Origin of the sequence: Herbaspirillum sp. GCM10030257 (assembly GCF_042666555.1) — a bacterium.
Classification (GTDB): Bacteria; Pseudomonadota; Gammaproteobacteria; order Burkholderiales; family Burkholderiaceae_D; genus Noviherbaspirillum.
This window is the reverse complement of sequence record NZ_JBHTDH010000005.1, coordinates 140,420-165,191: the sequence shown is the minus strand read 5'-3', so window position 1 is coordinate 165,191 and position 24,772 is coordinate 140,420. Positions and strand designations below refer to the sequence as shown.

General features: G+C 58.4%; 19 protein-coding genes. 12 read left to right on the top strand and 7 right to left on the bottom strand.

Annotation, left to right across the window (positions count from 1 at the left end; all coding sequences use genetic code 11):
* Positions 1-119 precede the first annotated feature (119 nt).
* The 4 genes from ACFQUU_RS09690 (at position 120) to ACFQUU_RS09675 (ending at position 6,025) form a co-directional block, all read left to right on the top strand.
* Positions 120-3,293 (top strand): efflux RND transporter permease subunit, encoded by a 3,174-nt coding sequence (locus ACFQUU_RS09690; protein ID WP_382246157.1) that lies wholly within the window; start codon positions 120-122, stop codon positions 3,291-3,293.
* The gene (locus tag ACFQUU_RS09685; RefSeq protein ID WP_382246154.1) at positions 3,294-4,748 is read left to right on the top strand and encodes an efflux transporter outer membrane subunit; all 1,455 of its coding nucleotides are present in this window, start codon (positions 3,294-3,296) and stop codon (positions 4,746-4,748) included.
* Between the two features lie 231 nt (positions 4,749-4,979).
* On the top strand, positions 4,980-5,372 hold the full coding sequence (locus ACFQUU_RS09680) for a DUF4148 domain-containing protein (RefSeq protein ID WP_382246151.1): 393 nt from the start codon (positions 4,980-4,982) through the stop codon (positions 5,370-5,372).
* 479 nt (positions 5,373-5,851) lie between these two features.
* The gene (locus tag ACFQUU_RS09675; protein ID WP_382246148.1) at positions 5,852-6,025 is read left to right on the top strand and encodes a hypothetical protein; all 174 of its coding nucleotides are present in this window, start codon (positions 5,852-5,854) and stop codon (positions 6,023-6,025) included.
* A 167-nt stretch (positions 6,026-6,192) separates the two neighbouring features.
* Here ACFQUU_RS09675 and ACFQUU_RS09670 read toward each other — a convergent pair whose 3' ends face one another.
* Positions 6,193-7,758, bottom strand: a complete 1,566-nt coding sequence (locus ACFQUU_RS09670) for a 4-hydroxyphenylacetate 3-hydroxylase family protein (protein ID WP_382246146.1) — start codon at positions 7,756-7,758, stop codon at positions 6,193-6,195.
* Positions 7,759-7,935: 177 nt separating this feature from the next.
* Here ACFQUU_RS09670 and ACFQUU_RS09665 point away from each other — a divergent pair, with 177 nt between their 5' ends.
* The 3 genes from ACFQUU_RS09665 to ACFQUU_RS09655 are packed head-to-tail and all read left to right on the top strand — an operon-like array spanning position 7,936 to position 9,956.
* The gene (locus ACFQUU_RS09665; RefSeq protein ID WP_382246143.1) at positions 7,936-8,586 is read left to right on the top strand and encodes a TetR/AcrR family transcriptional regulator; all 651 of its coding nucleotides are present in this window, start codon (positions 7,936-7,938) and stop codon (positions 8,584-8,586) included.
* Positions 8,583-9,122 carry an isochorismatase family protein gene (locus ACFQUU_RS09660; protein WP_382246140.1) on the top strand — a complete coding sequence of 180 codons (540 nt, stop codon included), beginning with the start codon at positions 8,583-8,585 and terminating at the stop codon, positions 9,120-9,122. The genes ACFQUU_RS09665 and ACFQUU_RS09660 overlap by 4 nt, the downstream gene beginning before the upstream one ends.
* 48 nt (positions 9,123-9,170) lie before the next feature.
* Complete coding sequence (locus ACFQUU_RS09655; RefSeq protein ID WP_382246137.1) at positions 9,171-9,956, top strand: metallophosphoesterase; 786 nt, start codon at positions 9,171-9,173, stop codon at positions 9,954-9,956.
* Positions 9,957-9,983: 27 nt separating this feature from the next.
* Here ACFQUU_RS09655 and ACFQUU_RS09650 read toward each other — a convergent pair whose 3' ends face one another.
* Together ACFQUU_RS09650 and ACFQUU_RS09645 are read right to left on the bottom strand one after the other, a co-directional pair.
* On the bottom strand, positions 9,984-14,168 hold the full coding sequence (locus ACFQUU_RS09650; protein ID WP_382246134.1) for an SNF2-related protein: 4,185 nt from the start codon (positions 14,166-14,168) through the stop codon (positions 9,984-9,986).
* A 105-nt stretch (positions 14,169-14,273) separates the two neighbouring features.
* Positions 14,274-15,002, bottom strand: a complete 729-nt coding sequence (locus ACFQUU_RS09645; protein WP_382246132.1) for a glutathione S-transferase — start codon at positions 15,000-15,002, stop codon at positions 14,274-14,276.
* A gap of 423 nt (positions 15,003-15,425) precedes the next feature.
* On the opposite strand from ACFQUU_RS09645, the gene ACFQUU_RS09640 reads away from it, so the two are divergent.
* On the top strand, positions 15,426-15,929 hold the full coding sequence (locus ACFQUU_RS09640; protein WP_382246129.1) for a cupin domain-containing protein: 504 nt from the start codon (positions 15,426-15,428) through the stop codon (positions 15,927-15,929).
* Between the two features lie 229 nt (positions 15,930-16,158).
* The gene (locus ACFQUU_RS09635) at positions 16,159-17,091 is read left to right on the top strand and encodes an alpha/beta hydrolase (RefSeq protein ID WP_382246126.1); all 933 of its coding nucleotides are present in this window, start codon (positions 16,159-16,161) and stop codon (positions 17,089-17,091) included.
* A 104-nt stretch (positions 17,092-17,195) separates the two neighbouring features.
* Here ACFQUU_RS09635 and ACFQUU_RS09630 read toward each other — a convergent pair whose 3' ends face one another.
* Positions 17,196-18,470: an NAD(P)/FAD-dependent oxidoreductase gene (locus ACFQUU_RS09630; protein WP_382246123.1), complete on the bottom strand. Its 1,275-nt coding sequence runs from the start codon at positions 18,468-18,470 to the stop codon at positions 17,196-17,198.
* A 132-nt stretch (positions 18,471-18,602) separates the two neighbouring features.
* Here ACFQUU_RS09630 and ACFQUU_RS09625 point away from each other — a divergent pair, with 132 nt between their 5' ends.
* Positions 18,603-18,983, top strand: coding sequence for a nucleotide pyrophosphohydrolase (locus tag ACFQUU_RS09625; protein ID WP_382246120.1), 381 nt, complete (start codon positions 18,603-18,605; stop codon positions 18,981-18,983).
* A 264-nt stretch (positions 18,984-19,247) separates the two neighbouring features.
* Here ACFQUU_RS09625 and ACFQUU_RS09620 read toward each other — a convergent pair whose 3' ends face one another.
* A complete protein-coding gene (locus ACFQUU_RS09620; protein WP_382246117.1) occupies positions 19,248-19,694 on the bottom strand; it encodes a hypothetical protein in 447 nt (148 codons plus the stop codon).
* Positions 19,695-19,784: 90 nt separating this feature from the next.
* Entirely contained in the window at positions 19,785-20,051 is a 267-nt protein-coding gene (locus ACFQUU_RS09615) for a hypothetical protein (protein ID WP_382246114.1), read from the bottom strand.
* 270 nt (positions 20,052-20,321) lie between these two features.
* Here ACFQUU_RS09615 and ACFQUU_RS09610 point away from each other — a divergent pair, with 270 nt between their 5' ends.
* Both ACFQUU_RS09610 and ACFQUU_RS09605 read left to right on the top strand, forming a co-directional pair.
* Positions 20,322-21,908, top strand: a complete 1,587-nt coding sequence (locus tag ACFQUU_RS09610; protein WP_382246111.1) for a DUF4214 domain-containing protein — start codon at positions 20,322-20,324, stop codon at positions 21,906-21,908.
* A 330-nt stretch (positions 21,909-22,238) separates the two neighbouring features.
* Positions 22,239-23,405 carry an ABC transporter substrate-binding protein gene (locus ACFQUU_RS09605; protein ID WP_382246109.1) on the top strand — a complete coding sequence of 389 codons (1,167 nt, stop codon included), beginning with the start codon at positions 22,239-22,241 and terminating at the stop codon, positions 23,403-23,405.
* A 174-nt stretch (positions 23,406-23,579) separates the two neighbouring features.
* Here ACFQUU_RS09605 and ACFQUU_RS09600 read toward each other — a convergent pair whose 3' ends face one another.
* Positions 23,580-24,617, bottom strand: coding sequence for a histone deacetylase family protein (locus tag ACFQUU_RS09600; protein ID WP_382246106.1), 1,038 nt, complete (start codon positions 24,615-24,617; stop codon positions 23,580-23,582).
* Positions 24,618-24,772: the final 155 nt, after the last annotated feature.

Genomic DNA, 24,772 nt, shown 5'->3' with positions numbered 1-24,772 from the left:
GGTCATTGGTGGCTCACGGCTAAACCGTACAAGTTCCACTCCCGCAATGGCAGTCACCATGCCAGGACCTCGCATTGCCGGATGGAAGACGACATAGCGACTCTCAAGAGAGAAACAACATGAACTTCTCCAGATTTTTTGTCGACCGGCCGATTTTTGCCGCTGTCCTGTCGATCCTGATTTTCGTGGCCGGCGTACTGGCCATCTTCAAGCTGCCGATCTCGGAATATCCCGACGTGGTGCCACCGTCGGTCGTGGTGCGCGCCGCCTATCCGGGTGCGAATCCGAAAGTTATTTCGGAAACCGTGGCCGGTCCGCTGGAAGAAGCGATCAACGGCGTCGAAAACATGCTCTACATGTCCTCGCAGGCGACATCCGATGGCGCACTGGCATTGACCGTGACCTTCAAGATTGGCACGAACGTCGAGCAGGCGGAAACCCAGGTACAGAACCGGGTGCAACGCGCCTTGCCGCGCTTGCCGGAAGAAGTACGCCAGATTGGCGTCACCACGGCCAAGAGTTCGCCCAACCTGACCATGGTGGTGCACCTGTCTTCACCAAACGGCCGCTATGACGATGTCTACTTGCGCAACTATGCGGTGCTCAACATCAAGGACCAGCTGGCCCGGATTCCCGGCATGGGAGAAACACTGCTGTTCGGTGCTGGTGACTACGCAATGCGTGTCTGGCTCGATCCGCAGAAGGTCGCCGCCCGCAACATGACAGCGAGCGACGTGGTAGCCGCCATCCGCGAACAAAACGTGCAGGTTGCGGCCGGTGTCATTGGTGGTTCGCCTTCGAAGAATGCCGAGTTCCAGCTGACCGTGAATACCCAGGGGCGCCTGCAATCGGAACAGGAGTTTGGCGACATCATCGTGCGTACAGGTCAGGACGGCTCGGTCACCTTGCTGAAAGATGTGGCACGGATTGAACTGGGCTCTACCGACTATGCACTGCGCTCACTGCTCAACAATAAATCCGCAGCGGCCATCGCGATTTTTGAAGCGCCGCAGTCGAATGCGCTGCAATTGTCGTCTGACGTGCGCGCCAAGATGGAAGAACTGAAGAATGACTTCCCGGAAGGCGTTGAATATAGCGTCGTGTATGACCCGACGCAGTTCGTACGCGAATCGATCAAGGCAGTGATCCACACCCTGCTTGAAGCGATTGCACTGGTGGTGCTGGTGGTGATCGTTTTCCTGCAAACCTGGCGTGCCTCCATCATTCCGCTGGTGGCGGTACCGGTTTCCATCGTGGGCACCTTCGCGGTATTGCTGATGTTCGGCTTTTCGATCAATACCTTGTCACTGTTCGGACTGGTGCTGGCCATCGGTATCGTGGTCGACGATGCGATCGTGGTCGTGGAAAACGTGGAGCGCAACATCCATGCCGGCTTGTCGCCCCGCGATGCGACAGTGCAGGCGATGAAGGAAGTCAGCGGCCCGATCATTGCGATCGCGCTGGTGCTGTGCGCAGTGTTTGTGCCCATCGCTTTTGTGTCCGGCCTGTCGGGTCAGTTTTATCGCCAGTTTGCGCTGACGATTGCGATCTCGACCGTAATTTCCGCATTCAACTCGCTGACGCTGTCGCCGGCGCTCGCCGCCGCGCTGCTCAAGCCGCATGATGCACCGAAAGATGCGCTGACACGCGGCATGGACAAGGTGTTCGGCCGCTTCTTTGGCTGGTTCAACCGTGTCTTCGGCCGTGCGTCGGAGCGCTATGAAGGCGGCGTGAAAACGGTGCTGAACCGCAAGGCCGCTGCCCTGATTGTGTATGCGGTGCTTGCGATCGCCGCCGTATTCGTATTCAAGGCAGTGCCGAGCGGCTTTGTGCCCGGTCAGGATAAGCAATACCTGGTGGGTTTCGCGCAACTACCCGATGCGGCCTCGCTCGACCGCACCGATGAAGTGATCCGCCGCATGTCGGACATCGCCAGGTCGGTGCCTGGCGTGCGCGATTCGATCGCCTTCCCTGGACTGTCGATCAACGGCTTCACCAATGCGCCTAACGCCGGTATCGTGTTCTTCGGCCTGGATGAATTCGACCAGCGCAAGTCCGCATCGCAATCGGGTGCCGCCATTGCGCAGCAGATCAATGCCAAGCTGGGCAGTATCGAAGACGCGTTCATCATGGTGTTCCCGCCGCCACCGGTGAATGGACTGGGTACTATCGGCGGCTTCAAGATGATGATCGAAGACCGTGGCAACGTTGGTTATGACGAGTTGTACAAGGCCGTGCAGGCACTGCAGACGAAGGCATGGCAGACACCGGAACTGGCTGGCGTGTTCTCCAGCTTCCAGATCAATGTGCCGCAATTGTTCGCCGACATCGACCGCACCAAGGCCAAGCAGCTGGGCGTGCCGCTGGCAACGATTTACCAGACGTTGCAGATCAATCTCGGTTCGCTGTATGTCAATGACTTCAACCAGTTCGGCCGCACCTATCAGGTCAAGGTGCAGGCAGATGCGCCCTATCGCTCGCATGCGGAAGACATTGCGCAACTGAAGGTCCGCAACAACAAGGGCGAAATGATCCCACTGTCGTCACTGATGCGCGTCAAGGACAGCTATGGTCCGGATCGTGTGCAGCGCTACAACGCTTATGTGTCGGCTGACATCAATGGCGGTGCGGCACCCGGCGTGTCCAGCGGACAAGCGCAGGCAGCGATGGAACGGATTGCCAAGGAAGTACTGCCCAAGGGCGTGACCTATGAATGGACCGACCTGACCTATCAGGAAATTTTGGCCGGCAATACCATGGTGTTCGTGTTCCCGCTGTGCGTGCTGCTGGTGTTCCTGGTGCTGGCTGCGCAATACGAAAGCTGGACGCTGCCGCTGGCGGTCATCCTGATCGTGCCGATGTCGATCCTGTGCGCGCTGCTGGGCGTCAAGCTCACTGGTGGCGACAACAACATCTTCACGCAGATCGCGCTGTTCGTGCTGGTCGGCCTTGCGTCGAAGAACGCGATCCTGATCGTGGAGTTTGCCCGTGAACTCGAAGACCACGGACGGACGGTGGTGCAAGCCGCGCTCGAAGCCTGCCGCCTGCGCCTGCGCCCGATCCTGATGACCTCGATCGCTTTCATCATGGGCGTCGTGCCGCTGGTGTTCTCTTCCGGTGCTGGTGCGGAAATGCGCCATGCGATGGGTGTCGCGGTGTTCGCCGGCATGCTGGGCGTAACCCTGTTCGGCTTGTTCCTGACGCCGGTGTTCTATGTGTTGTTGCGCAATCTGGCAAAGCGCCTTGAAAGAAAAGTGCCTGCCATTGAATCCGCTACGACGGGAGTTGCGTAAATGATGATGACGACGAATGAAATGAAGACAAAGACCTTTCTGCCAAGACTGATCTCGCCATTGCTCGCGGCCATGATCCTGGCGGGTTGTGCGGCACCGGAGTTGCGTGCGCCGGACATCGAGATGCCATCCGGCTTCAAGGAAGCAAGTTTCGCGGAAGCGGCGCGCTGGAAACCGGCCCAGCCGGCCGAAGCGCAGCCGCGCGGCGAATGGTGGAAGGCCTTCAACGATACGGCACTTAACAAGTTGATCGATGACGCTACCGTCGCCAATGCCAATCTCGCCGCGGCGGCGGCCCGCGTGAAGCAGGCGCGTGCAATTGCCGGCGTTGCCGAAGCCGATCGCATGCCGACGGTGAACGCGGAATTCGGTCCGCAGCGTGGGCGCAGTTCGGCGGTGTCCCTTGGGCTGCCGGCAGGTACCCCGGTGCCGGCGACCACTGCTTGGCAGGCACGCCTGACGGCAAGTTATGAAGTCGACCTGTTTGGACGGGTAAGCAACAACGTGAGCGCCGCGCAGGCGGATGCTGCTGCCAGCGAAGCGACGTATCGCTCGGTGTTGCTGGCACTGCAGGCCGATGTGGCACAAACGTATTTTCGCCTGCGTGCGGCGGATGCGGAGCTGTCGTTCCTGAACGAGACGGTGCGTCTGCGGGAAGAGAATGTCCGCATCAATCAGCGTCGTTACGACCTGGGTGATGCCGGTGAGCTCGACGTGGTGCGCGCAAGGACCGAGTTGTCGACCATCCGTTCGGAAACGATTGCGCTGGAACGGCAGCGCGCGCAACTGGAACATGCGCTGGCGGTATTGCTTGGCAAACCGGCTGCGGCCTTCGGTGCGGAGTCCAATCCGCTGCTGACGGCATCCACGTTGCCCGGCATTCCCGCCGGCCTGCCATCCGCGCTGCTGGAACGCCGTCCGGATATCGTTGCCGCCCAGCGCGCAATGATGGCATCGAATGCCCGTATCGGCGTGGCACGATCGGCAATGTTCCCTGCGCTGCGCCTGACCGGCGCGGGCGGCAGCGAATCGGCAGATTTGTCCGATTTGTTCAAGTGGAGCAGTCGCAGCTGGATCATCGGTGCGCTGCTGTCGCTACCGGTCATCGATGGTGGTCGAAACCAGGCCAACATCGTGCGTAGCCAGGCGGCGCTGGAAGAATCGGTGGCGGGATACCGGCAAAGCGTGTTGACCGCGTTTGCCGAGGTCGAAGACAACCTGGTTGGCTTGCGCACGCTGTCAGGACAGGCGGAAGCGATTGATGATGCGCTGGCGTCGGCACGCCGGTCGGCGGATCTGGCCAACAAGCTGTATGCGGCGGGACGCACCAGCTATATCGAGGTGCTGGATGCCCAGCGTAACCTTGCGACCGTCGAACGCAGCGCCGTGCAACTGCGCGGCGCACGGGCGACGACGACGGTCGCCCTGATCCGCTCGCTGGGTGGCGGCTGGTAATTTTCACAAGATTTCAAAGATTTCAAGGAGAGGCGCGAGGAAGAAAAATGCAGAAGCAGGCAAACGATTATTTCGGAAACCGAAATGATGCATTGCGGCATACGTGGTTTTTCTTCCATCGCGCGACGGATAGACTGTGCTTCATCGATGAGCACACAACGCAGTGCGACTCTCGAAGGACTCAGAACAAATGAGCCCGGAGTCAATTAACCTTATTTAGTGGAGAATATAATGAACGCCAAGAATCTGATTGCTGCTGTTGCTGTTTTCGCCGCCGGCTCTGCATTTGCCGATAGCACCTACCCCTACGTTGATCACAGCGGTTTCGTATCGACCAAGACACGCGCTGAAGTCATTGCCGAAATGAAGCAGGCAAACCCGAACGGTCAGGTTGCTCACAACGCCGAATTCGTCGAATTCACCAACAAGAACGTTGCTTCGGGCAAGACACGCGCTGAAGTGCGCGCTGAACTGGAAGAAGCTTATGCACAAGGCCAGTACGCCAGCAACCGTAACAGCGAATTTGTTGAATTTACCAACGTCGCATCGACCAAGACACGCGACCAGGTACGCCAGGAAGCTGTAGCTGCTGCCAAAGGCAAGAGCGCCGCTGCAGGCGAGTAATTCCCGCGAAGCCGGCCTGATCTAGTGCCGGCGACCGGCGGTCGCCGCGAAGCCCGACCGCCATTGCTGTAATTTGTAAAGAGTCTCCTCCACTCTCTCCAAGAGTTGGATTTATGCCCGCTGACCTTGTGTCCGCGGGCTTTTTTTTGCATTGCTTTTTTGTGTTGCGTTACTTTTGGCGCTCACGCAACGAATCGCTGTAAGAACTGTCTATTCCTTTGACATTCACGGCATGCCTGCCGCACAATCGGCGCTCACATTTCATTCACCCATTTTCAGGAAAGGACCGCCCATGCCGCGTCAGGCTGACACGAATCTGCATATCGCATAGCCCCGCGCATCGCTCGGGGCATCGGCGTTACCGCCGACCCGAGCCGGTCACTTTCAACAAACCCCGGCAAGGAAGTGCGCCGGGGTTTTTGTTTTGGTGAACAGCACTGCAACATCCCGGCAGCATCACGATCAATAAGAGGATAAACATGAAAATCACGATCAAGACACTGAAGCCACGGAATCCGCTGGTAGTCGCAGCCAAGCTGCGTCAGGCCGGCGCGCATGGCGGACATCAGGCATCGCGCCGCAAACGGCGGGAAGGCAAGCAGGAGCTGCGGCGGATGCTGAGCGGACACGACAATGCCGTTCATCGCAGTTGATATGGCAACAAAAGAAAGCCGTCATCTGAATTGCTCGTCGCAGCCGATTTTCAGGCTACTAAAAGGTCAGTAGATACTTGAAACACTCAACCCCCATCCCAGCCTTCCCCCTGCCAGGGGGAAGGAGCCGCGCTATAGCCTTACGCTCGTCTATTTACCGACCAAAGTTAGTCCTCTCGTTTCTTTACCGACGCAGGCAAATCGACCATCACCGGTGCACCGGGCACCGTGCAACCCGTTGAGCAACACTTCCCCGGCTGCTTGTTCGCCGTGATAGGCCGGCGCGGATCATCAACGATCCCGCGCTCCATCAGTCTCTCCACCAGCTCAACTTTATTGCCGATCGGGTAATTCCGGTAAATCTCCTGCTTCATGGCCGCCGGCGATCCGCCGCCATGCAGGCTGATCACCGAATACCATCCGCCCTGGTACGACGCTGTCAGGTCCTCGATAAATCGCGCGGCCTGTATCCGCTTGTCATAAGGTACATCGGGGTTGGCGCGCAGCACGTCGGCGAGATTGGCGGCCGTTTCCGGATTGTGGTCCTCATCCGGTCCGGGCAAGGTAACGATCAGGCCGCCAGACACATAATGCGCAATGCGGTGCATGTCATAGATCTGCGTTGCCAGCAGCAACTTGCCGATATTGGAAAACACTGCATCCGGTACGAAGGTTTTCGCCTCCGCATCCTGCGTTGCATATACCGAAGCGGCAACCCCACAGGCGTAAAAGCCTTCGGTGATCTTGATCAGTTCCACCATTTGCTCGCGCAGATGCGTTTCCTTGCCGGGGTCGAAACCGTTTGCCTCGCACATCAAGGCGCCGGCACCGATCAGCAAATCGCCAAAACCGGCGCGTGCACCGATACAGCTATGGCGATGGTGCGTCGCATAGTTGTAGGTCATGTAGGCCGAGTGTTCCCACTCGCCCGCGTAGAACACGCGCTCCCAGGGAACGAAGACCCGATCGAAGACCAGCACCGCAGTCGACTGGCCGAACTTGCTGGAAAACAGCGCCGTCTTTTCACCGGGACGGCCCGCCGGCCGCGCAATCAGTGTCAGGCCAGGCGCGTCGCAAGGTACCGCGCAGCAGACAGCGAACTCGGCATCGGCCTCGCTCATGTTCCGGCAGGGCATGACCAGGAACTCATGCATGTACGGCGCACCCGTGACGATAGCCTTGGTGCCCGATATCACGATACCTTTACCGTTGCGCTCCACGATATGCACATAGGTATCAGGATTGGCTTGCTGATGCGGTCGCTTGCTGCGGTCGCCCTTGGCGTCGGTCATGGCGATGCCAATCGACAAGTCCCTGTCCTGCGCATCATGCAGATAATTCAGGAAAGTCTGGCCATACGTGGTGCCCTTATCGGCATCGATGCGGTGAGTGACCTGATAAATCGCGTTGAAGGCGTCATGCGCGAGATAGCGTTGCGCACATCCGGTTTCCTGGCAAAGCAGGCGTACCGCTTCCAGCTTGTTGAGCAGATCGCCGCTGCTGGTATTGATGTGCAACATGCGATTGACCTGCTTGCCGCTGGTGTGCTGCGTGGCCAGCATCAGCGGCGCAAACTCTCCTTTCAGCGCATAGTCGTAGGTCACACCAAGCGCATTGATGCCCGGTGCAAACGCCGGCTCATCCGCCACCGATTCGACGCGATGCCCATCGAGAAAAACCTTTGGCTTGTACTGGCGCAGGGATTCGCGGTATTGCACAGATGACATCAGCATCGTAGCTCCTGAACGGTTGGTTGTGCGCTGCAATGGGGTTTAACGGTCATGACCGCACGCAACGGTTGTAGCATGATGTATTTTTGGATAATGTGAACTAAGTTCATTTTCCAGTCAAGATGTTAAGTTAAATGCCGACTGTGCTACATTTGCTCGATGAAAAAACAAGCAAATACCGTGAAAGACGCCACCATGGAAGTGGAAGCCGATACCGAAGCGCCACGGTTGACCCGTCTGCGTGCGGTCAAGGACATGAAGCGGCAGATGATTCTGGATGCGGCGCGCCGGGTATTTGAAAAGGATGGTCTGGTCGGCGCCAACATGCGCGCCATTGCCAACGAAGCGGGTTATACCGCCAGCGCGCTTTACAATCATTACGCGAGCAAGGAAGAAATCTACGGCGACCTGCTGTCACAGTCGCTGGATCGCTTGAATGATGCCGTCAACGCAGGCCTGCCGGCGAAGGCGAATACCGCGCAACGGATCGAACATCATGCGCTCGCTTTTTTCGATTTTTACCTGCTCTACCCGCGCGAACTGGACCTCGGCTTTTACCTGTTCCAGGGCATGCAGCCGCTGGGCCTGACACCGGAACTGAACGAGCGCCTGAATGCGCGTCTGCGTGAAGCACTGTCCGGGGTCGAAGAGGGATTGATTACCCTTGGATGCAGCAGGAAAGTCGCGGCGCAGGAAACCACTGCCTTGTTCGGCCATTGTGTCGGCTTGCTTCTGCTGACCCATACCGGCCGCATCCGCATGTTCGGACAGGATGGCCGCACCTTGTTTACGGCCTATGTGAAGAAACTCATCCAGCAGGTGAAAAAATGATCAACCCATGCGATGCAAGCCGCGCAACTCTTATCATTGTTGATTTGCAGGAGCGACTGATGCCCGCGATCCACGAGGGCGCACAGGTCGTGGCCAATACGTTGCGGCTGGCCCAGGTCGCAAAGCTGCTGGACATTCCGATTGTGGGCACGGCGCAGAATCCGGCAGGTCTTGGACCCAACGTTGCAGACGTGCATGCGCTTTGCGATATCGTCATCGGCAAGATGGACTTCGATGCCTGTGCCGAGCCCGGCTTCCTGGAACAGCTGCATGAAACACGCGGCGACCTGATCGTTGCCGGCTGCGAAGCGCATGTCTGCGTCCTGCAAACGGTACTCGGTTTACGCCGGCATGGACGCGCGGTGCGCCTGGTTGCCGATGCAATTGGCTCACGCGTTCCCTTCAACAAACAGATGGCGCTCGAACGCGCGAAGGCTGCCGGTACTGAACTGGTGACGACGGAAATGGTGTTGTTCGAATGGATGCGCACAGCGTCCCATCCGCGCTTCAAGGACATGTTGAAGCTGGTACGGTAAAGTAACAGGCTCACGTTTATTGCATGTTTATTGCGGATACTGCTCCCCATGAAAATTCAGATTGCTTCCGACTTGCATCTCGATATCCTGCAACAACAGTTTCCCGGCTATCGGGTGATTGAACCGACGGACGCTGATGTGCTGGTAATTGCCGGCGATATCCATCATGGCGCCGGGGCGCTTGAGACTTTTGCCGACTGGCCTGTGCCGGTCGTCTATGTCAACGGTAATCACGAGGCTTACCACGAACACTATTCCGGACTGATTGCAAAGCTGCGGCAGTCCACCGCCAACAGTCATATCCGCTATCTGGAAAATGAGGAGTGGCGTGTCGGCGATGTCCGTTTTCTGGGTTGCTGCCTGTGGACCGATTACCAATTCAGCGAGTTGACGCAGGAAGACGCGATGGCCGAGTCGGAGAAAATCCTGTACGACCATAAACGGATCATGACCGACGACGGCTTGTTCAGCGCGGCACATGCATTGCGCATGCATCAGAGCTCGCGTGACTGGCTTGCGCAGAAGCTTGATGAAGCGTTCGACGGCAAGACCATTGTGGTGACGCATCATGGCCCACATCCCAGTTCGGTTCATCCGCGCTTTGCCGGGTCGCCGCTCAATGCGGCCTTTGTTAGCGACCTGAGTGCGTTGATGGGCAAGGCAGCGCTGTGGATACACGGGCATGTGCATGACAGTTTCGATTACGTGCTGAACGGGACGAGGGTAGTGGCGAATCCACGCGGATATGCGTTGAACCGGCGGGCAGCAAAGAGTGTGGACGAGGTGGATTGGGAGAACAAGGCGTTCGATGCCCGGCTCGTCGTGGAGGTTTGAGGAGTAGCGGTAGCCGGCAATTCCCGGCTACCCGGCAAACCTCCCCAACTCCAGCCGCAACAACGCCAGCATCTCTTCCGACGACAATCCGGCTGCAGCCTCACCGCCATCCAGCAAGCTCTCGGCCAACTCCCGCTTGCGCTTATGCAGTTCGACGATCCCCTCTTCTATCGTATGCCGAGCGATGAGCCGGTAGATCGTCACCGGACGCTGCTGGCCGATCCGGTGCGCACGGTCCGATGCCTGGTCCTCGACCGCAGGGTTCCACCATGGATCCATATGAATCACATAATCGGCTGCCGTCAGATTCAGCCCGGTACCACCCGCCTTCAGGCTGATCAGGAATACATCGCCATCGCCTGCCTGAAAAGCCTCGACCCGCCGTTGCCGTTCCTGCATCGGTGTTGATCCATCGAGGTACTGGTAGCGCACGCCACGCTGGTCCAGCCAGCCGCGTATCAGGCTCAGATGATCGACAAACTGACTGAACACCAGGGCCTTGTGCCGGTTCTCCAGCAATTCGTCCAGCAGTTCGCCGAACACCGCCAGCTTGCTGCTCGCCAATCCAAGTTCAGGCGCAACCAGATTCGGATTGCAGCACGCGCGCCGCAGCTTCATCAGTTCGGTCACGATCTGCAAGGCCTTTTGTGTGGCCGGCATATCCACTTTTTCGAGCCGTTCCAGCGCAATACGCCTTAGCGCTTCATAGAGTGCGGTTTCTTCCCTGGTGAGGTCGACATGCCGCAGCATCTCGGTGCGGGAGGGCAGCTCAGCCAATACCTGCGCCTTGGTCCGGCGCAGGATGAAGGGATGAATCAGGCGGCGCAGACGCGTGCGCACGCGGACGTTCTTGTGCCGCTCGATGGGCAGCGCGAAACGTTCATTGAATTGCTCCGCCGTACCAAGCAAGCCAGGATTGATGAAGCGAAACAGGCTCCATAATTCGCCCAGATGGTTTTCAATCGGCGTGCCGCTGAGCGCCATGCGGAAACCGCCCTGTAACGCCATGACGGTCTGGCTGCGCTTGGTCTGCGCGTTCTTGATGGCTTGCGCCTCGTCCAGTACGATGGTGTGCCAATGCATGGCAGCAAACGGTTCGGCTGCCTGTTGCAGCAAGCCATAACTGACAACGACGACATCAAAGGCTTGCAGATCGTCCAGCTTGCGTGCCCGATCTGCGCTACCGAACAGGACAGGATTGAGCGTAGGCGCAAACCGGGCAATCTCACTCATCCAGTTTGGACATACTGAAGTCGGTGCGACAACAAGTGCAGGCCCTTGCGGCGCACGCAATAGCAACAAGGCCAGGGTTTGCACGGTCTTGCCGAGTCCCATGTCGTCGGCAAGACAGGCGCCCACGCCCCAGTGCGCAAGCTTGGCCAGCCACTGAAAACCAGCCAATTGATAATCGCGCAATTCCGCCTGCAAGGTACTCGGCACTGCGGGCGCATAGGCATCAAGCTCATGCAGGCGCGCGACATGCTGCTGCCATCGCTGATCGCCTGAAAACCCGGTTGTCTCCGACGCCAGTTCTTCCAGCGCACCGGCAGCGAGCGGATGTACATGCACGGCGTCACCGTCCGAACCTTCCAGATCGCTGACATGAGCGAGTTCGGCAATGCGCCGATGGAACTCTTCAGTCAGTGCAACAAAACGCTTACCGTCAAGCGCAATGAAGCGTCCCTGACCTTGCTGCACATCGAACAGCAGGCGGCGCAGTTCGAGTACGGTCTTGTCGTCGATCCGCAATGCGCCATTCGCTTCGAACCAATCGCGATCGCTTTTAATGGATATCTGTAATTGTTGCGGTCCCGCTTCGGCAACGATGCTGAAACGTTCGCCTTGCGGCCAGGCGAGCACGATACCAGGACAGCCACGCAACTGCATCAACAGTTCAAGGCAGGACTGCGGATCGGCAAGATACCAGTCGCCATGCGTGTCGACCGCATCGGCCAGTGCGGTGCAGGCGTCGAGCAGGCTGGCGGCAGCCATCCGCTCTTCCGCCAGCGCACGCTTTGCCTGCAGGCGACGACCGTCCACCTCGGCGATCACATTTTCGCTGCCCTTGCCGGGTGTGTACGATGGCCCATCGTCGCCAAAGGGCTTGAGCAGCAATTGCATCTTCAGGCCTTCGCCATACGGCAGCAGATGCACATGCAAGCGCGTATCGCTCTCCACGCTCTCGGTCTCCGTGACCGCGCTGTTGCTGCCCGCAATATCGATGTCGGACTGGACCGGCACCAGGGTCGATACCGCATTCACCGCCTGCAACAACCTGGCCTTGGCGTGCGAGGGCACGACCAGTTCATTGTCAATGATCGCAGCGATCCGGCGATGCTCATCCTTGATCTCGACGATGCGCAGGCGCGATGTGCCCTCTTCAACGATGAGCACTTCACGGCGCGACGTACTATCCACCGGCGGTTGTAATGCAAGCCGCAGCTTGCCGTCCTGTTCAGTCACGATCAGTTCGATTTTTCCGGACAGCAGTTCAACCTTCTGTTCGGGCGCGTCTTGCCAGAACACCAGTGGGTGGCCGATCAGCGCAAGCAGTGCCCTGTCATTATCAAGGTCATAACTGGGGCCGCGATAGAAAGAAGGACTGACGCCGATCGCCGCCAGCACCGCCCGATCCTGCGGTACCAGGAAGTCCAGCGCATCGCTGTCTTCACGCAGGCGCTTGAGCGCGACGGGTCGGCCTTTCCCCCAGTCGCCGCCGGAATCGCGCCGCTGTTCCCTCGGTTCGATTTCCACCGCCTGGCTGCGAGCATCGTAAGCAATCATCCATACCAGCCTGCCGGGCGCTTCGGGCTTTGTTGCCGGACGTTGCTCGCGCCGCAGATCCATCAGCGCCGATAGCTGCCGCTCCCACGGTTCCTGATGTTCGAACCAGTCACACAGATCATCGACACCTTGCTCGCGGCGCAAGAGCAAAGCTCGTTCCCCATAACCGTCTTCGCCCAGTCGCGCAAGCAGCGAGGCGGCCTGTGCGGCAATCCAATCGAAGCCATGCTGTTGGGCACGGGCGTATATCTTTTCCAGCTTTGCATTGCCCGTATTCGGCAGCGGCTGTCCAAGCCAGTAACTTGCCAGTGCATCAAATAGCGCGGGCAGCATGTCGTCGGTCATCGACCGCTCGTATGCCTGCAGCACGTCGGATTTCTGTGTCCCGGCCCAGGTGTCCTGCATGCCCTGCAAGGCATGGAAAATACGCGAACTGCCTTGCGGCGTGCGCTGCGCAAGCGTCAAAAACGATTCCGCGAGCTTCTTGTGTTTGGTGTCCTTCGATCGCAACATCGCCAGCACAAAGAAGGCGCCGCTCGGTCCATCGACAAATACATTCCGTTTGCCGCTTTCCTTGCGCAGGAACTTGAGCGCCGCATCGAACCCCTGCAGCGCTGCTGTGTGTTCGCCACGCAGCAGCAAGATAGCCGCGCGGGTAAAGCCGGCGGTGGGCGCGTGACAATCACCGATAATGGATTGCGCCTGCTGCAGGCGACCACAGAGCAGCAGATGCTCGGCATAGGCCAGCGACAATGCATCTTCATTCCAGGCACCCTGCACCCGCCGCTGCTCAGTCCAGGTGCGCAAGGGCGCGGCGGCTTCCGGTGCATTTTGCGTATGCGCCAGCAGGGCAACCATCGCTTCTTCCTGCAATGCCGGATGCAGATGCTTGAGCAGAGCGGCATCGAAGGGTTGGCCGAGCAACTCGACATAAGGATGGCGCTGCCGGAATTCCGGGAACCGCGCGCACGTGTCCATCCACAGTGCGATCTTGTCCGGCCCCTGTGCTTGCAGCAATGCCATGCGCAGCCGTGCCAGCGCCTGCTTATAGGTCCGCAGGAATAAATAACCGTCATAAGTGCGGCCCACTGGCGTCGCCGCTTCGACGGCGCGGCACAGCGCGCCGAATGCCGGACCACTGCTTTCCAGTGCCTGCAGGATCACCGGCCGGACTATCGCCTCCACGCAGGTGACAGCGTTGGCAGGCGCTTCATTGACAAGTCCCTTGTCATGGAGGTCGGCAAGCAGGTCAGCGACGCTGGCAGCAAGATAAGGATTGCCATCGCTATCGGTAATGCCGAGCATGCGCAGGCATTCGAGGAGGCGCAGCCGGCCCAGCGGTTCGCCGTGCAGGGCGAGTAGCGCCAGCACCGTGGTTTCACCCGGCGTACAGGAGGCAAATTGCTGAATCAACGCGGGGCCGGTCATACGGCGGGGTGGATGGGTTGAAACAGCAGGCGCCGGGTATGGCGACGAGGAAGGCTGGATGTGGTCATTACCTGCTATTTTACCCGTGCCGCTTAGTTATGAAGCCTAACGATCCAGTTCCTTATACGCGCGAAAGATCCCGTCGTTATTAAACGGTATCCGTCGCTTCGACTTGAGGTAAGCCTTGATCCGTCTGCGTGCGGCGACCCGGTCGTGCAGCGCGACCAGCAGCGGATAGTCAGGCTCCAGCCGTTTCATCGCCTTTGGAAAAGCGTAGCGCATGCCGGCAATCACCTGGAATAGCGACAGATCCGCATAGCTCGGTGCATCGCCGACCAGCCATTCATCGCTTTCTGGATTGCGTTGCAGGATGCTTTCAAAATAATCAAAGAACTTCGGCACCCGCGTTTCCAGGAAGTCGCCGGCCCGCCGGCGCGCTTCGGGTTTCTGCTCCTCGTAATACAAGCCGCTGCCGATCGGATGGTGCGTGTCGTGCGCTTCAGTGATGAAGTCGGCAATCGTCAGTTGCAATTGATGCACCCATAGTCTCGCGGCCTCTCCCCTGGGCACCAGTCCTAGCCTCGGTCCGAGAAAAAGCAGGATGTTGGCAGTCTGGCCGATCAGCTGTTTGCCGGCCTTCAGAAACGGCGGAGCAAAAGGCAGCCGCGCCACCTCGGGGCTTTCCATCAGTTCCATCATCGCTGCCATGCCAAGGCCGCGACGTTCGGATCCGCGTGCGACGTCGACATAATCCGCACCGGCCTCTTCGAGCGCCAGCCGTACAAACTCTCCGCGTCCCTGAATACCCGGCCAGTAATACAGTTCGTAGCGCATGACGGAGTCCTTTCATGTCATTGGTCTGATTTCATTCTATTGAAAAACCACCATCCTCATGAGGCGGCGCAAGCTTGTTTATGCATGGAAAATCTTTTGCCTCTGTATTCACGCCCCTGACTCTCAGGGTCAGCTGTTTGGCTTCCACGGCCAATCCGCCGCGACACGTTCATTGCGTCATCGGACTTAATCTACATGCTCGCCATGACATGCGCCGACAGGCAGTGAGTCGACGACGAATAACAACGCTGGAGACACGGAGGAATGCGCGATGCAAGACAAATACAAACTGGTAGGTCCCATTTATGACTGACTGAGCGCCGCCTATAGCGGCAAGTCCATCCACCGTTGCAAGGTCGCAGGAAACAGTCCTGCAGGATGCAGGGCACCGTCGTATCATGTGGATTCCCAATGGAGGATGCCATGAGCGAAACGACAAGCCAGCCGGATTGGCGCGACAACGGCGTGCGGGTGGTCAAAGGCGACAACCTCGATACCAACACGCCGCAGACGCCCGGCATGAACCGCGCCGCCGCGATCAACTATGCGCGTGTCGGCGCGCAAAAACTGTGGGCAGGGACGGTTACCATCCATCCAAACGCCAAAACCGGCGCGCATCATCACGGTGCACTCGAAAGCGTGATCTATGTGGTGCGTGGCCGCGCGCGCATGCGCTGGGGCAACGCATTGGAATTCACCGCAGAAGCCGGTCCGGGTGATTTCATCTACGTTCCGCCTTATGTGCCGCATCAGGAAATCAATGCAAGCGAGGCTGAGCCGCTGGAATGCGTATTGGTCCGCAGCGACAATGAAGCAGTGGTCATCAATCTGGATATTGCCGCGGTCGAGACTCCGCAAGAAGTGCACTGGGTCGATCCGATCCACAAGCACCCGCATGATCAAGCAAGCGATCACCAGCACGATTGACAGGCTTATTACAAGCGCTACAGATGCAAGCTTGCTTTTGCACCGGATGGCTTTACATACTGTCCGGGGCGAACGTTTTGCCAAAAGAAAAGTCTTATCCTGGCATATTGTTTCCAGCTGGTACGACGTACCATTCGGATATGGCGTTCAAGCCGTTCCATGCCCAAGCTGTTGTTTGCCCAAGCTATGATTTTTACCCGCGCCACAATTATTACCCTTCATTCCGCTCATGGCTTTCAAGTTTCTCTCTTCCGCCTTTATACAATTCCTTCGCCGCCGCGGCGTTTCCATTGCGGCAGTCTCCAGTATCGTTTCGGTTCTCGCCGCTGCCGGCTGCGGTCAGCTTGCGCAAAAGGAGCGTGAACTCACGTTCCGTGTCGAACCCGGCACGGCGAGCTGGTATAGCGGCATGCCCGAAGACATCATCGAAGAGAAACTTCCGGTGCAGGTCGATGGCAAGACGCAGCATGTCAACACCTGGTGGTGGCCGTCATCCAATCCGAAAGCGCCCGCGGTGCTATATCTGCATGGCGCACGCTGGAACCTCACCGGCCAGTTGTTTCGCATAGAGCAACTGCATGCGTTCGGCTTTTCCGTGCTCGCCATCGACTATCGCGGCTTCGGCAAAAGCGATGGCGACCTGCCTTCCGAGAAAACGGTGTATGAAGATGCGCAAGTCGCATGGCAGCACCTGACCGACTTGCAACCGGACCCGGAAAAGCGTTTCATCTATGGCCATTCGCTCGGTGGTGCAGTGGCTATCGATCTCGCAGCCAGTCTGCATGGCAAACATAGCAAGAAGACAGGCGTTTCTTCACTGCCTGCCGCGCATGGCCTGATTGTTGAATCATCATTTACGTCGCTGGTCGACATCGCGCGCTCGCTGACCTATCCGTGGCTACCCTTGCAATTGCTGTTATCGCAAAAATTCGATTCGGTGAACAAGATATCCCGGGTTGATCTTCCGGTCCTGATCGTCCATGGTTCCGACGACCGTTACGTGCCGTCACGCTTCAGTGAAAAATTGTATGAGGCGGCGCCGGGCAAGAAGCGCCTGTTACTGGTGGAAGGCGGTACGCATAACAACAGCATGCGCCTGGGTGCATCGCAATACCGGAAGGCGTTCAAGGAATTATTCGGCTGGGCGCCGCAGCCAGCCTGATCTGCACAGCAGGCTACGTCTGCACATATTAACGTCCTGCTTTTACTGTCAGAGCGATGCCTGTGAGTGTTGGCCCCGGTCGTTTTTCCCATCGCTCCGGCAAATCAAAACCTCGCGATACTGAACGCCTCGAACTTCGCCATATCCATTGCTCCTGTTATCGCCGATGCGATCCATTGCGCAGTATTCACTGAACCTGTCACACCAAGATGTCCGTGTCCGAATGCGCACCACAGCCCCGGACTGCGAGGCACTGGTCCGAGCACCGGCAAGGAATCTGGCAGGCAGGGCCGATGCCCCATCCACCGCGATGCCTGTGGATCCAGCCGCAACGCCGGCAGGCCTTCCTTCGCCGCGACGCCGAGGAGATCCGCGCGTCGCCAGGTCGGCCGCATTTTGAGGCCGCCAAACTCGACGGTGCCGGAAATGCGCAGTCCGGTTTCCATCGGCACCACGAATACCTTGCGGTCCGCGAGCACCAGGGGACGTGAGATCGACACGTGCGGCTCCGTGACGTGTAAATGATACCCGCGCTGGCTTTCGAGTGGCACACGCCAGCCTAGCGGGCGTAGCAACGCCGCCGACCAGGCACCTGCGGCCACCACGACATGTTGCGTCTGATACGTCTGTTGCACTCCCTGTACCCGCCAGCCCGCTGATTGATCCGTCGCTCTTGCCAGCCCCAAGACGCGGTCGCGAATAATGACGCCACCGCACTCGCGGAATGCATCAGCGATCGTTTTCGCATACAGGAATGGTTCGGTCACCGCGCCCTGATCAGGCATGAAGACGGCAGTGCGATACGCTGGGCTGACCGCTGGTTCCAGCGCTCGAATGCCATCGGCGTCCAGGCGTTCGGTACGTACGCCGTGGCGCTCTCGCAATTGCCATGAACCGGTGTCCTTTGCCAGCGCGCTCGCATCCCGATACAGGTGCAGTTGTCCGGTTTGCACAACGCGTTGCGGACAGCCGATTTCCTGTGCAAGCGCACGGTGGTTGTCCAATGCCCCGGCAAACAATTGCTGTAATGCCGAGGCGATCTGCTCGACCCGCTGCGGCGTCGCCGAGGCAATGAAACGGCTCAGCCATGGTGCCGCGTGCATCCAATAGCGAAAAGGAACATGCAGAGGGCTATCGGCATCGAGCAGCATGGCGGCGGCATTCTTGATCACCCCGGGCATGGCCAGCGGCGCTACCGAGCCGAAAGAGATGGCACCGGCATTGCCGTATGAGCATTGCGTGCCGGGCTCTTCAGGATCGATGACGGTAACCGTCATTCCCGTTTTGCGTAAGGCATAAGCAGTGCATAGGCCGACGATACCTGCGCCAATGACGATAACGCCGCTACCGGCAGTCGCTGTGTATTGAGTATTCTCCATCCGACAATGCTATCGCGTCCGGCGCGATGTTGCTTTGGATCGCTGCCTGCTGCTTTTTATCGCTCGTTGCCACTGGCAGCACAATCCGAAGCAAGGCACACTTGCAGCAACGATAACCAAAGGACAGATAACATGGCCGACCTCGACGCAATCCACCAACAACTCAACCGCTTTCGTGATGAACGCAACTGGCGACAATTCCACACGCTGAAGGACCTGATCATTTCCCTTAATCTGGAAGCGTCCGAACTGCTGGAACTAACCCAGTGGAAATCGGATGACGATCTCAGGCGACTCACATCCGACCCGCATTTTCATGATCAGCTGCGCGACGAATGCGCGGATGTGCTGCTCTACCTCTTGCTGATTACCAGTGAAAGCGGGATCGACCTGTTGCAGGCCGCCGAAGACAAGATCCGCAAAAACGCGGAAAAATACACTGTGGAGGCCTCATACGGCTCGTCGGCCAAATACACTCAACTCAAGCAGCAAAGCCGCGAACGCGAAGACTGACCGAGCTGATGATGATCACGCGGCAACAGATCGGCATCGCGCGTTTCTTCATTGCACCTACGCTGTTGCTCCGTCGAACATATCACTAGCGATGTACTGGTCATGTATTTTGGCAAGACCATCTACTTTTCCGCGACGCACCAACAATGATGCGAACCTGTCAACCAAATAAGGTCTAAACAAAGAACCTGCCATGACTTGTATCGGAGCGCTGATTATTCCGATCCTGTCTTAGCCGGCTTGCCTTCGGCAGTTCTGAAGAATTCATTGTTTATAAAAAGGAGCGAGCATGAAGAAGTTACCTATTGCCATTTTTATTTCGCTGATCGGCACAGCGACCATGGCCTTCGGACAAACCACCACCACGACCACCGTCACCCCTGATCCTTCCAAGGCTGACACCACTTCGTCAGGTGCGGGAACCTCCAGCAGCGGCGCATCGGGCAGCGGAACATCGGCCCCGGTGACAACCACGACGACAACCGTGGACACGCCGAAGAGCAGTACCTCGGGTTCATCCGGTTCTTCCGATACCAGCAGCAGCGGCTCGTCAGGTACGAGCACCACCAGTCCGAGCAGCAGTTCCAGCTCCAGTCCCAGCACGACGACCTCGACGACGACGCCAAGCAGCTCAAGTTCGTCCGGCACCTCGGATACATCAGGCACTTCCGGAACGACAGGTACATCCGGAACATCGGGGACGTCCGGCACTTCCGGTTCGAGCGGGTCGGGTAGCTCCAGCGATACCAGCAGCTCTGGCTCTGGCTCAAGTTCCGGTTTGAGCGTTCCGCCAATGCCAAGCTACGGCTCGACGGGTTCGTCCGGATCGGGCACAACCGGTACCGATAGCAGCACGTCGGGTACATCAGGCACATCGGGTTCCGGAAGCTCGACCACCGGCTCGTCCACCGGCTCCAGCGCCACCGATTCGTCGGGTAGCAGCAGCTCTGGCAGCACGACACCGTCAAGCTCGAGCCCTTCGAGCACGACTAGTCCTTCAAGTAGTACAGGCACGACGGGCAGCACCAGCAAGTAAACCCGTGCTGATGGTGGACGTGGCAGCGTCATTCTGCAGCCTCCTCCCAGCCTCCTCCATATAGGGCTCCGACCGCCGGCATTACGCCGGCGGTTTTTTATCGTTTCAAAAGATGAGGTGATCTCTCCCTTCCGTCTTGTCGCACCCGCAGCTGTCTTCGCATCATCATTAACAGAAATCAAATCCGCCGTGCCCTCGCCGGGAACCGTGTCCTTTGGCGCCGGCTCTTAAATCAATGCCCATGATGGGTCATGAACCTTGACGCGGTCAGCGTCATCAGTAAAAACACGTTGGGGTGACAGATGAAATCGGTCTTACAGAGGTATGCCGTTACATCGGCATGCGTGCTGCTTATAGCCTGTGGCGGAAGTGGCGAAACAGCATCGGCGATCACGTCCGGTACGAAGCTGGCAGCAGCAACCGTCCTCGGAAACAAGGCAGTATTTTCTGGCGAACGCGCCAACTACACCATCGTCAAGAGTGCAAGCGGGTACGCAGTGATCGACAATGCGGGAGCGGATGGCACTACCAATCTCAATGCAGACGCACAGCGGCTGCAATTTACCGATGTCACCGTGAATACGGCGACGGCTGCGCAGGCACAGGGCATCGATGCCAACGCGCTCAAGACACTGATCGAGCTCTATGTCGCATTCTTTAACCGGATCCCGGAAGCCGATGGCCTTGGGTTCTGGATAGACCGCCATAGAGCAGGCCAAAGCATCGACCAGATTTCAGAAGATTTTTACAACGCCGCCATCCAATACCCGTCACTGACCGGTTATGCGGTCAACATGACACCAGCGGAATTTGTCCGGATCATTTACAAGAATGTGCTGGGGCGCAGCGGTGACACAGCGCCCCCCGAAGAAGACGTGCAATTCTGGGCCGGGCGCATTACGAGTGGCGCCGCCAGCAGGGGCACGCTGATTCGCAGCATGCTCGACTCCGCACATAGCTTCCAGAATGATCCGACCTGGGGTTGGGTGCCTGCTCTGCTGAACAACAAATATACGGTAGGCCATTATTTTGCGGTTCAGCAAGGGCTGAACTACAACACGCCCGAGTTGTCGATACAGCGCACCATGGAGATCGCCGCAGCGGTAACGCCGCAGGGCATTGAAGCAGCGATCAGCCGGATTCCGGTGACCGCAGGTTCACAACCGCTGGATCCCTCGGGGTCGCCACCCCTGCCTGCTCCAGCGCCCGCTCCTACACCATCTCCGACGCCAACACCTGCCCCTTCGCCCGGTCAGGCATCGTTTACTGCTGCACTGGTCAATGCACCAGCGGACAATGCCGCAGTCAGGGGCAGTTTCCGGCTCGAAGTACGCGGTACCGGCATTGAAAACGTCGAGCTACTGCCGCCCTCCAGCTATACGCCGGTGATTGCACGGTTCAACGTCTCGGCTGACAAAACCTTTGCCTGGCTGGACGTCGATACCACGACCATGCCAAACGGCATCATGGTCGCGCGTATCGTCGCCTTCAGCGCACCGCCAGGACAAGGTGGATCGGAAACCACGGTCATGCCGGCGCGTACCTGGAACTTGTATAACAGCCCGCAACCTGGCCTGATCGGACCAATACCGCCTGCTTCGTTCCGTCCGCAAGTGACATTGCAAGTGAGCGACCTGCCGTACGTGGACCCGCAGCCACTGGTCACCATGATGCAGATGGACGAAGCGTCCTATCGTCAGATGCTGCTGTCCGAACCGGCCCGGGTAAGACAGGCCATGCAGACCTATATTCCAGCACATGTATCACTTTATCCTGTCTCGCTCGGATTCAGTGGTGAATGGTATGCCTGCGTGAGCGAAATGAACTACATCGCCTGTCGTGACATGATGAACGCGATGATCGCCATCATGAACAGCCGGCCAAGATAAGTTTAGAAAGCATCAAAGCATAACGTGAAGGCCAAGGGCTGCCATCGGCTCAATGGTCTTCACGCTATCTTCGGTTCGACAATGCGCATTGCTGCCTGCCGCTGCGAGGTCTCTCTTCCCAACCGGACAATGACTGGGCATTTGAGTTAGTCGGCAATCATCTCGCCCTTCACCATTCCCCCTACGGCAATCACATCGGCAACGCCATGATGATGTCGCTTCTCTGCCATTCATTGCCCGGTAGCTGCCCGGAGACGATCTCCTGTTCTGCGCAGGAAGCGCCCGCCCTTCCCGTTCTATAATTTCAGCTTTCTCCACCAAGGAAAGCCCATGTCCTTCCACCTGCGTCGTTTACCCGCCCTTGTTGGTGCCTCCCTTGTCATGCTGGCCGTGCCGGCGTTCTCGCAGATTAAGATCGGCGTCACCATTTCCTCCACCGGGCCGGCGGCTGCAATCGGCATCCCGACCAAGAATGCAATGCTGCTCTGGCCGAAAGAGATTGCCGGGCAGAAGGCCGAATACATCATTCTCGACGACGGTTCGGATGTGACCAACGCGACCCGCAACATGCGCAAGCTGACCGCTGAGGAAAGAGTCGACGCGGTGGTGGGACCGGTCACCACACCGAATGCGCTGGCGATGCTGGATATTGCAGCCGAGTCCGAAACACCCATGATTGCGCTGGCCGCCTCGTCGGCGATCGTCGAACCGATGGATGCCAAGCGCGCCTGGGCATTCAAGATCCCGCAGAACGATTCGCACATGGCGACCATCATCACCCAGCACATGTCGGACAATGGTGTGAAGACCGTTGGCTTCATCGGCTTTGCGGATGCCTATGGCGAAGGGTGGTGGCGCGAGTTTTCCAAGCTGGCGGAACTACGCAAGCTCAAGGTCGTTGCGAGCGAGCGCTATGCGCGCACCGACACCAGCGTAACGGGACAGATTCTGAAACTGATGTCCACGCAGCCCGATGCCATCCTGGTAGCCGGTTCGGCGACGCCGGCGGTATTGCCGCAAAAAACCCTGGTCGAGCGCGGCTACAAGGGCCGCATCTACCAGACGCATGGTATCGGTACGCTCGACTTCCTGCGCGTTGGCGGAAAAGATGTCGAAGGGACGTTCTTCCCGTCCGGACCCGGCGTGGTCGCGAAGACTCTGCCCAACACCAACCCCATCAAGAAAACCGCAATGGACTTCCTGCAACGCTATGAAGCTGCATATGGCCCGGACACGATGACGCAATTTTCCGCAGATGCCTGGGGTGCTTACCTGTTGATTGCGAATGCGGTGCCGCAGGCGCTTAAAACTGCCAAGCCGGGCACGCGGGAGTTTCGGGTCGCGTTGCGCACGGCTATCGAAGGCACCAAGAACCTGATGGTGCCGCAGGGCGTGATTTCCATGAATCCGAAAGACCACGTCGGCCTTGATCAGCGCTCGCGCGTGATGGGGCGCATTGTCGGAAACAAGTTTACGTATGCGTACGGCGGAGAATAAAAAGAGAGGCGGAGCGCGCAACACATGTGCGCGCTCTTGTTCCTGATGCGAAGCAGCGGCTCAAGAGTCCGATCATGACAAAATCTCCTCCCTGCTGAAGCGTCCGCACTCTTGGCGACGACATTCAGATCTCAGGTGCCGGGGCTCTGGAGTGTCTGTTGCCCCGCACCGCACTCAACCAGCAAGCTCCCTGAATCCGCGCAGCACATGCGCGACATTCTCACCGATCTCTTGCACCGCATAGCCGCCTTCCATGACAAACAGCGTCGGCAGTCCAAGCCCGGCGAGTTGGCTACCCATGCGCAGATACTCTGGCGCATCCAGCTTGAATTTTGAAATCGGATCACCAACGTAGGTATCAACACCTAATGACACCACCAGCGCATCCGGTGCAAACGATGCAATACGTTTGCAGGCGGCGTCGAGTGCGTCAAACCATTGTCCATTAGTGCTGCCCGCAGCAAGCGGATAGTTCTGATTGAAGCCTGCGCCGTCGCCCGCACCGATTTCATCCGCGTGACCAAGGTAGAACGGGTATTCCGTTTTTGGGTCGCCATGAATGGATTGGAACAGCACATCGGCGCGCTCGTAAAAAATAGATTGCGTACCGTTACCGTGGTGGTAGTCGACGTCGAGGATGGCGACGCGCGACGCGCCACTGTCGATGAAAGCCTGCGCGGCAACAGCGGCATTGTTGATGAAGCAGTATCCGCCAAGGAAATCCGGGCCCGCATGATGACCCGGCGGACGCGACAAGGCAAATGCTGCGCGAGCGCCCTGTGCGATGCGCCGTTGTGCGGTCAGTGCAATGTCCGCACCCAGCCGCGCGGCGCGCCATGTTCCCGCTGTGAACGGCGTGCCGCTGTCGAACGAATACATGCCAAGCTGGGCGATGAAATTATCCGGCTCGACATCATGCCGGAATCCGCGGATCGGCCACACGGCGGGAATCGCATCCCGTGTGTTGCCCAGCGCCGTCCAGCTATCCCATGCGCGCTCAAGGAAGCGCAGGTATCGCGGCGCATGCACGCGTTCGATGGCAGTCAGCGGGAACGGTTCGGGATCGCAGACTGTGCCAACCGCCTGCGCAGTGACGGCATTGAACACATAGTCAGCACGTTCGGGCTTTTCAAAGCAAGGCACGAGTTCGCCACGGTAAAACTCGAACTCGCCGCGGTGGAGTTGGTGGTCAGGACTATAAATGATATCCATGGGAGACAAGGGCCGGGTTGTCGGCGTGTAATGACAGATGAAACACATCTTAACGTGGGATAGCGCAATCGGCTGCATCGACTGCATGGGTTGAACGCTTGCCCCGATCAGGCTCCAAAAAGATAAGGCTCCCGAAGGAGCCTGATTACGTTGGC

Bases quoted from the DNA above. Each gene is read 5' to 3' on its own strand.
- ACFQUU_RS09690 (WP_382246157.1), top strand. From the start codon at position 120: ATGAACTTCTCCAGATTTTTTGTCGACCGGCCGATTTTTGCCGCTGTC.
- ACFQUU_RS09685 (WP_382246154.1), top strand. From the start codon at position 3,294: ATGATGATGACGACGAATGAAATGAAGACAAAGACCTTTCTGCCAAGA.
- ACFQUU_RS09680 (WP_382246151.1), top strand. From the start codon at position 4,980: ATGAACGCCAAGAATCTGATTGCTGCTGTTGCTGTTTTCGCCGCCGGC.
- ACFQUU_RS09675 (WP_382246148.1), top strand. From the start codon at position 5,852: ATGAAAATCACGATCAAGACACTGAAGCCACGGAATCCGCTGGTAGTC.
- ACFQUU_RS09670 (WP_382246146.1), bottom strand. From the start codon at position 7,758: ATGCTGATGTCATCTGTGCAATACCGCGAATCCCTGCGCCAGTACAAG.
- ACFQUU_RS09660 (WP_382246140.1), top strand. From the start codon at position 8,583: ATGATCAACCCATGCGATGCAAGCCGCGCAACTCTTATCATTGTTGAT.
- ACFQUU_RS09655 (WP_382246137.1), top strand. From the start codon at position 9,171: ATGAAAATTCAGATTGCTTCCGACTTGCATCTCGATATCCTGCAACAA.
- ACFQUU_RS09650 (WP_382246134.1), bottom strand. From the start codon at position 14,168: ATGACCGGCCCCGCGTTGATTCAGCAATTTGCCTCCTGTACGCCGGGT.
- ACFQUU_RS09645 (WP_382246132.1), bottom strand. From the start codon at position 15,002: ATGCGCTACGAACTGTATTACTGGCCGGGTATTCAGGGACGCGGAGAG.
- ACFQUU_RS09640 (WP_382246129.1), top strand. From the start codon at position 15,426: ATGAGCGAAACGACAAGCCAGCCGGATTGGCGCGACAACGGCGTGCGG.
- ACFQUU_RS09635 (WP_382246126.1), top strand. From the start codon at position 16,159: ATGGCTTTCAAGTTTCTCTCTTCCGCCTTTATACAATTCCTTCGCCGC.
- ACFQUU_RS09630 (WP_382246123.1), bottom strand. From the start codon at position 18,470: ATGGAGAATACTCAATACACAGCGACTGCCGGTAGCGGCGTTATCGTC.
- ACFQUU_RS09625 (WP_382246120.1), top strand. From the start codon at position 18,603: ATGGCCGACCTCGACGCAATCCACCAACAACTCAACCGCTTTCGTGAT.
- ACFQUU_RS09615 (WP_382246114.1), bottom strand. From the start codon at position 20,051: ATGACGCTGCCACGTCCACCATCAGCACGGGTTTACTTGCTGGTGCTG.
- ACFQUU_RS09610 (WP_382246111.1), top strand. From the start codon at position 20,322: ATGAAATCGGTCTTACAGAGGTATGCCGTTACATCGGCATGCGTGCTG.
- ACFQUU_RS09605 (WP_382246109.1), top strand. From the start codon at position 22,239: ATGTCCTTCCACCTGCGTCGTTTACCCGCCCTTGTTGGTGCCTCCCTT.
- ACFQUU_RS09600 (WP_382246106.1), bottom strand. From the start codon at position 24,617: ATGGATATCATTTATAGTCCTGACCACCAACTCCACCGCGGCGAGTTC.